This is a genomic window from Desulfosarcina cetonica JCM 12296 (assembly GCF_001311845.1).
GTDB classification, from domain to species: Bacteria; Desulfobacterota; Desulfobacteria; order Desulfobacterales; family Desulfosarcinaceae; genus Desulfosarcina; species Desulfosarcina cetonica.
In genome coordinates this window covers 1-7,118 of record NZ_BBCC01000259.1, presented here as the reverse complement: position 1 = coordinate 7,118, position 7,118 = coordinate 1, and the positions used below count along the sequence as shown (strand labels likewise).

Below are 7,118 nucleotides of genomic sequence, written 5' to 3'. Positions count from 1 at the left end.
CCATCTGGCGCGAACGCGCACGGCCTATGCGAGCGCCGTAGCCGGCCGGGACGACCGAGCCGTCGCCGAAACCTTTTTCAATTCGATTACCCGCCGGGTGTTGGACACCATCGGCGTCAACGCCCGGATCGAGTTCGTCGCCGACCCGTTGAACCCCGGCGAGCCGCCATCGGTTGCGGCGCATATTCGCAGCTATCCCCTGGCCCCCGCCTTGGAACTGGGCTCTTCCCTGAAAACAGCCATCCGTCAAATCCTCACTGCCGATGCAGCCATCCGGATGGCGCAAACGGCTGTCGATGCCGTCCTGCCGGCGATCACGGACCGCCTGCAACGGCACCTGGGTCCCTTGCCGTCCGGCGCACCCGCCCGCATCGAAATGCTCCGGCCGGTCTTCTACCGTGGGCAGGGCGCCTATCTGATCGGTCGCATCGTGGTAAGCGACCGGATCTCCCCCCTGGTGCTGAGCCTTTTGCACCCGTCCGGTGGCGTGGTGGTGGATGCGCTGCTGCTCGACGCCGACCGGGTGAGCATTCTCTTCTCTTATACCCGATCGGCCTTTCACGTGCAGGTGGAGCGGCCGTCGGCCACGGTGGCCTTTCTCAAGTCGATCCTGCCCGCCAAGCCCGAGGCCGAGCTCTTCTCGGCCATCGGTTACTTCAAGCACGGCAAGACCGTCATGTATCGCGACGTCTGCGGCATACGGCCGAATGTACCCTGGACCGCTTCGATCTCTCCGTGGGCAAACCCGGCATGGTCATGATCGTCTTCACGATGCCGGGCCTGGACATGGTCGTCAAGCTGATCCGCGATCACTTTGACACCCCCAAGAAGACCACCCCGGCCAAAGTCAAGGCCCAGTATGACTTCGTCTTCAAACACTACCGGGTCGGCCGGCTGATCGAGGCACATGCCTTCGAACACCTCTCCTTCGAGCGCTGCTGGTTTGCCGATGATCTGCTCGACCACCTGCTCCATGAGGCCGGACAAACGGTGCATCTCGATAAGGAACAGGTGGTGATCGACCACGCTTATCTGGAACGGCGCGTCATCCCCCTGGATATCTTCCTGGAAGAAGCCCGGGGGGCGGCGGCCGAGGCGGCGGTGGTGGATTTCGGCAACGCCATCAAGGATCTGGCCATGGCCAATGTCTTCCCCGGCGATATGCTGCTCAAAAATTTCGGCGTGACCCGGCGGGGTCGGGTGGTGTTCTACGACTATGACGAAATCATGCCCTTGAGCGAATGCCATTTCCGGAAAATTCCCCAGCCGCGCAACGAAATGGAAGAAATGGCCGACGAACCCTGGTATACCGTGGCCGAAAACGATGTCTTTCCCGAGGAGCTCTCCCGGTTTTTAGGCCTGGCACCCCACCACCGGGATCTGTTTCTGGCGCATCATAACGATCTGTTGAGCGTCGATTTCTGGAGAACCGTCCAAAAGGAGATCCAAAGCGGTATCATCCGCCATATCCGTCCCTATGCTTCTGGCGATCAGCTTCCCCCCGGAGAATGAGCGCGGGCGGGTTTACAACCATCCGCCGCGCATTATCTTTACCAAAGTTCCATTTCGTTCCGCCTGCACCAAACGGTTCGCACCGCCGCCGGCCGGCATGTAAGTCATCCTAGCGCGCCTTATCCACGCGCGGGTTGGCATCCTCCCACCGGACGGATACCCGGCCGCGGCAAGTAACCGTTTCAGAAGAATCGCCCCGCCACGGAAGGAGAGATATAATGCACACCCTACCAGAAGTTGATGGTTTGGTCGTCAACGCCCCGGTCAGTGCGGCGTTCGGCGAAATACTCACCCCTGACGCCCTGGCCTTCGTGGCAATGCTGGCCCGCCGTTTCGAATCCCGTCGCCGGGAGCTCCTGGCCCGCCGGAACACGGTCCAGGCCGCCATCGATGCCGGACATCTGCCTGATTTTCTACCCGAGACCCGCAGCGTGCGCGAAGGCGACTGGCGGGTGGCGCCGGTACCGGCCGACCTTCAGGACCGTCGCGTGGAAATCACCGGGCCGGTGGACCGCAAGATGGTGATCAATGCCCTCAACTCCGGCGCCCGGACCTACATGGCCGATTTCGAGGACAGCAACAGCCCCACCTGGGCCAATCTCATCGAAGGTCAGATCAACCTGCGGGACGCCGTGCGGCGCACGATTGAATTCGTCAACCCGGACGGCAAGACCTACCGCCTGAACGACACCATCGCCACCCTGATCGTCCGGCCACGCGGCTGGCACCTGGTGGAAAAACATGTCAGCGTGGACGGGCAGCCGATCTCGGGCAGCCTGTTCGATTTCGGCCTCTTTTTCTTCCACAACGCCAAGGCACTCCTGGAGCGCGGCAGCGGCCCCTACTTCTACCTGCCCAAAATGGAGAGCCACCTGGAAGCACGCCTGTGGAACGACGTCTTCATCGCCGCCCAGGAAGCCTTGGGAATTCCCCGGGGCACAATCAAGGCCACGGTGCTGATCGAAACCATCCTGGCGGCCTTTGAAATGGATGAAATCCTCTTTGAGCTGCGGGAACACAGCGCCGGGCTCAACTGCGGACGCTGGGATTACATCTTCAGTTTCATTAAACGCTTCAAGAACGTTCCCGGTTATCTGTTTCCCGACCGCGCCCAGATCACCATGACCCGCCACTGCATGCATGCCTACTCGCTTTTGGCCATCCAGACCTGTCACCGCCGTGGGGCCCATGCCATCGGCGGCATGGCCGCCCAGATTCCCATCAAGACCGATGCGCAGAAAAACCGCGAAGCCCTGGAAAAGGTGCGTGCCGACAAGACCCGCGAGGCCACCGACGGCCATGACGGCACCTGGGTGGCCCATCCCGGGCTGGTGCCGGTGGCCCTGGCCGAGTTCGACAAGGCCATGCCGACGCCCAACCAGATCAACCGCAAACGCGAAGACGTGCATGTGTCGGCCGCCGACCTGTTGAAGCTGCCGGCGGGCACGATCACCGAGGCGGGCATGCGCACCAACATCAACGTCGGTATCCAGTACATGGCCAACTGGCTCACCGGTCTGGGCTGCGTGCCCCTGTACGACCTCATGGAAGATGCGGCCACGGCCGAAATCTCGCGCGCCCAGTTGTGGCAATGGGTCCATCATGCGGACGCTTGCCTTGACGACGGCCGCCCCATCGACCGCGACCTGTTTAAGGCCATGCTGGCCGACGAGGTGGACAAGATCAAGACCGCCGTGGGCGAACCGGCGTTCACCGCCGGCCGTTACGGCGAGGCCGCCGACCTGTTTGCCAAGATCACCGCCGCCGATCGGCTGGCGGACTTTCTGACCCTCAAGGCATATGAGCATCTGGAGAATTAAGCAGCGCTGCCACACCTGCCCAACCATCAACGCGATCCGGGGAGGAAAAATGAAAACCATCGAAGAAAAAGCGCAAGAGATCTGTGACCGACTCACCTGTCATGAGGTACTTCCCGACGAGCGTGAGGAGCTGGAAACCCACTGGGCCACGGACCCCCGCTGGAGGGGCATCGTACGCCCCTATTCGGCCGAGGAGGTACTCAAGCTCAGGGGCAACCTGAAGATCGAATACACCTTCGCCAAGATCGGCGCCAAGCGGCTGTGGTACCTGATCAATCATGAGGATTACGTCAACGCCCTGGGCGCGCTGACCGGCAACCAGGCCGTGCAGCAGGTGGAGGCCGGCCTCAAGGCCATCTACCTGAGTGGCTGGCAGGTGGCGGCCGACGCCAACCTGGCCGGAGAAATGTACCCGGACCAGAGCCTCTACCCGTCCAACAGCGTCCCCGCCGTGGTTCAGCGCATCAATAACGCCCTGCGGCGCGCCGATCAGATCCAGGTGCTCGACGGCCGCAAAAGCGGCCCTTACTGGTTTGCGCCCATCGTTGCCGATGCCGAGGCCGGGTTCGGCGGGCCGCTCAACGCCTTCGAACTGATGAAGCAGATGATCGAGGCCGGCGCGGCCGGCGTGCATTTCGAAGATCAGCTCTCCTCGGCCAAGAAATGCGGCCACATGGGCGGCAAGGTCCTCGTGCCCACCCAGGAGGCGGTCACCAAGCTGGTCGCGGCCCGCATGTCCGCCGATGTCTGCGGTGTGCCCACCATCCTGGTGGCCCGTACCGACGCCGATGGCGCCAAACTGCTCACCAGCGACATCGACGAACGCGACCGGCCCTTCATCCTGGATCAGCCGCGCTCCAGCGAAGGGTTCTACTATGTCAAAAACGGCGTGGAGGCCGCCATTGCCCGTGGCCTGGCCTATGCGCCGTACGCCGACATGGTCTGGTGCGAAACCTCCACGCCCGATCTCGACCAGGCCAGACGCTTCGCCGAGGGTATTCACGCCAAATTTCCCGGCAAGCTTTTGGCCTACAACTGCTCACCGTCGTTCAACTGGAAGGCCAATCTCGACGAGTCCACCATCGCGACCTTTCAGCGCGAACTGGGCGCCATGGGATACAAATTCCAGTTCGTCACCCTGGCCGGCTTTCATGCCCTGAACATGGGCATGTTCGATCTGGCCCTGAACTATCGCAAGACCGGCATGCTGGCCTATTCCCACTTCCAGGAAGAGGAATTCCGCTTCGGCAAGGAAGATGGCTACATGGCCACCACCCATCAGAAATTCGTCGGGGCCGGCTATTTCGATCGTCTGTTGGACACCATCAGTGCGGGCCAGTCCTCCGTGGGGGCCTTGTCCGGCAGTACCGAAGAGGCCCAGTTCAAATCCTGACGGATTCGTAAAAAGCAGCCTACCCCGTCTTACGGGGAAATATCCAAGTCCAGGAAGTCGCCCGCATGTTGAGGGTGACTTCCTGAACAGATGAATGCCTTGATGCGCCCCGCTTCCCTCCCCTACCCGGCTGCCGCGGTCTTCTTCTCCAGTGCGGCGACGGTCGCGGCGATTTCCGCCGGGGTCACGGATTGGCGCAAGGCTTCCATGCGCGTCATGACCTCGGCGAAGCGCACGCCCTCGGCGGCACTGATCCACTCCAGTTGGAGCCGCTCGGGCCGGATGCCGCGTTTTTCCATCTTGGCCCGCACCTTCCCGATGCGCTTTTCCGTCCAGTGGTTGGCATCGATATAGTGGCAGTCGCCAATGTGACAGCCGCTGACCAGGATCACCGGCGCGCCCTTCCTGAAGGCGTGCCAGATGAAGCTGTCGGCCACGCGGCCGGAGCACATGGTGCGGATCAGGCGCGCATTGGGTGGATACTGCAGGCGCGACACGCCGGCATAGTCGGCTCCGGCGTAGGAGCACCAGTTGCAGGCAAAGGTGAGAATTTTGTCCCCGGGCCGGTCCTCCAAGAGGGCGTCGATCTGCTGCGTGATCTGGGGATCGGTGAAGTGGTGGGTGGTGATGGCGCCAAAGGGGCACTCGGCCGCGCAGGTGCCGCAGCCGCTGCAGGCGGCGGTGGTAATCTTGGCCGGCTGCTTGGCTTTGACGTCCACGCTGATGGCGTTGTAGGGGCACACCTCGGCGCATTTGCCGCAGGATTTGCAAAGCTCGGGAATCACCTCGGCGGTGATCGCCTCGGCCGTGATGTGCCCGGCATGCATCAGGCGGATGGCCCGCACGGCCGCGGCTGAGGCCTGGGTGACACTCTCCTTGATGTCCTTGGGACCCTCGGCGCAGCCGGCGTAAAAGACCCCCCTTGTGGCGGCATCCACGGGCTGCAGCTTGGGGTGAGCTCCAGGAAGAAACCGTCCGATGTCAGCTGCAGGCCCAACATCTCCTGCAGGCGCTGGGTGCTAGGCGCCGGCTGCATGCCCACGGCCAGGACCAGCATCTCCAGATCATGGTAATCCAACTGCCCCGTGGCCGTATTCTCCACGGCCACCCGCAGGCTGCCGTCGGGCAATTGCGCCACATGCCCCGGCAGGCCGCGGACGTAATGGGTGCCCTTGCGCCGGCTGCGCGTGAACAGATCCTCAAAGCCTTTGCCAAAGGCACGGATGTCGATGTAGAAAACCTTGATCTCCACGTCCGGGTCGTGTTCCTTGAGCACCAAGGTGCTTTTGACCGTGTTCATGCAGCAGGTGTTGGAGCAATAGGATCTGCCCCGCCGGGCCGACCGCGAGCCCACGCACTGGATAAAGCCGATGCTCTTGGGCGGCCGCCGGTCGGTGGGCCGCACCAGTTCTCCCTGGGTGGGGCCGCCGGCGTTGACCAGACGTTCGAACTCGAGGCTGGTGAGCACGTTGGCAAAGCGCGTGTAGCCGTACTCGTCCAGCTTGCGCGGGTCGTAGGGGGAAAGGCCCGTGGCCACGATGATGGTGCCGACCCGCTCGGAAAACGTCTGGTCGGACATGTGAAAATCGATGCACTTCTTCTCACAGGCATCCAGGCACTTGGTGCACACCGTGGGGTTGTTGCCCAGGCACTCGCCGGGGTTGAGCACATAGGCCGACGGCACGGCCTGGGGAAAAGGCGAGTAGATCGCCCGGCGCGAGGAAAGCCCGATATTGAATTCATCCGGCCTCACCACCGGACAGACCTTGGCGCAATCGCCACAGGCCGTACAGGCCGTCTCGTCCACGTAGCGGGCCTTCTTGACGATTTTCACGTCGAAGTTGCCCACGTAGCCTTTGACGTCCACCACCTCGCTCAAGGTGTGGAGGGTAATGCGGGGATGCCGACCGGCATCCGTCATTTTAGGCCCCAGGATTCAAATGGAGCAGTCCATGGTGGGAAAGGTCTTGTCCAGTTGGGCCATGACCCCGCCGATGGAGGGCTGCTTTTCCACCATGATGACCTCATAGCCGTTGTCGGCCAGGTCCAGGGCGGACTGGATGCCGGCCACGCCACCGCCGATCACCAGGGCACGCTGGGTCATGGGCAGGTGCGCCTCACTCAAAGGACTCAGTCGGCGGACCCGTGCCACGGCCATCTTGACCAGGTCCCAGGCCTTTTCCGTGGCCGCAGCCGGATCGTGCATGTGCACCCAGCTGCACTGCTCGCGCAGGTTGGCCATCTCCAAGAGGTAGGGATTGAGCCCGGCATCCTTGAGCATCTGACGGAAGGTCGGCTCGTGCAGGCGCGGCGAGCAGGAGGCCACCACGATGCGGCTTAAGCCGTGCTCGGCGATATCGTCGCGGATCTCCCGCTGTCCCGGCTCGCTGCAG

7 protein-coding genes are annotated in these 7,118 nt (G+C 62.7%); 4 read left to right on the top strand and 3 right to left on the bottom strand.

Annotation, left to right across the window (positions count from 1 at the left end):
- The 4 genes from JCM12296_RS46395 to aceA form a co-directional block, all read left to right on the top strand.
- Window positions 1-760, top strand: a 760-nt coding sequence (locus JCM12296_RS46395; protein WP_246805177.1) for an isocitrate dehydrogenase kinase/phosphatase AceK regulatory subunit, incomplete at its 5' end; no start/stop codon positions are given.
- Entirely contained in the window at window positions 736-1,512 is a 777-nt protein-coding gene (locus tag JCM12296_RS46390; RefSeq protein WP_054701208.1) for an isocitrate dehydrogenase kinase/phosphatase-domain containing protein, read from the top strand. The genes JCM12296_RS46395 and JCM12296_RS46390, both read left to right, overlap by 25 nt.
- 218 nt (window positions 1,513-1,730) lie before the next feature.
- Window positions 1,731-3,332: a malate synthase A gene (gene aceB, locus JCM12296_RS31080; RefSeq protein ID WP_054701205.1), complete on the top strand. Its 1,602-nt coding sequence runs from the start codon at window positions 1,731-1,733 to the stop codon at window positions 3,330-3,332.
- Window positions 3,333-3,381: 49 nt separating this feature from the next.
- Window positions 3,382-4,725 (top strand): isocitrate lyase, encoded by a 1,344-nt coding sequence (aceA, locus tag JCM12296_RS31075; RefSeq protein ID WP_083456688.1) that lies wholly within the window; start codon window positions 3,382-3,384, stop codon window positions 4,723-4,725.
- A 122-nt stretch (window positions 4,726-4,847) separates the two neighbouring features.
- Here the strand turns inward: aceA and JCM12296_RS51665 are convergent, their stop codons facing one another.
- From JCM12296_RS51665 to JCM12296_RS51655, 3 genes are all read right to left on the bottom strand, one after another.
- A complete protein-coding gene (locus tag JCM12296_RS51665) occupies window positions 4,848-5,663 on the bottom strand; it encodes a hydrogenase iron-sulfur subunit (protein WP_479690893.1) in 816 nt (271 codons plus the stop codon).
- Window positions 5,552-6,646: a 4Fe-4S binding protein gene (locus JCM12296_RS51660; RefSeq protein ID WP_479690892.1), complete on the bottom strand. Its 1,095-nt coding sequence runs from the start codon at window positions 6,644-6,646 to the stop codon at window positions 5,552-5,554. The genes JCM12296_RS51665 and JCM12296_RS51660 overlap by 112 nt, the downstream gene beginning before the upstream one ends.
- A 15-nt stretch (window positions 6,647-6,661) precedes the next feature.
- On the bottom strand, window positions 6,662-7,118 hold a 457-nt coding region (locus JCM12296_RS51655; protein WP_479690891.1), incomplete at its 5' end, for an FAD-dependent oxidoreductase.